The 297-nt window shown below is 69.0% G+C and carries 1 pseudogene; it reads left to right on the forward strand.

What is annotated here, in order from left to right:
* Window positions 1–297, forward strand: a pseudogene (locus tag EN851_RS35490) (EEP domain-containing protein); the annotation flags it as partial.

Below are 297 nucleotides of genomic sequence, written 5' to 3' on the forward strand. Positions count from 1 at the left end.
TGTCCAGCCTGCTGCCCGACTATTACTGGGCCTACGGCCCGGCCTTCGACATGGACGCCAGCGAGACGCGCGACGGCCGCGTCGTCAACCGCCGGCGCCAGTTCGGCACGATGGTGCTGTCGAAGCTGCCGATCGTCTGGTCACGCCTGCACACGCTGCCGCTGCGGCGGACGGTGAGGCCACTCAACACCCGCAACGCGGCGCTGGAATGCATGATCCGCACGCCGGCGGGACCGGTGCGGGTGCTTTCGCTGCATCTTGCCCATATCGCGGCCGAGGAGCGGCTGGAGCAGATCG

It is taken from the genome of Mesorhizobium sp. M8A.F.Ca.ET.208.01.1.1, assembly GCF_004791315.1.
Taxonomy (GTDB): Bacteria; Pseudomonadota; Alphaproteobacteria; order Rhizobiales; family Rhizobiaceae; genus Mesorhizobium.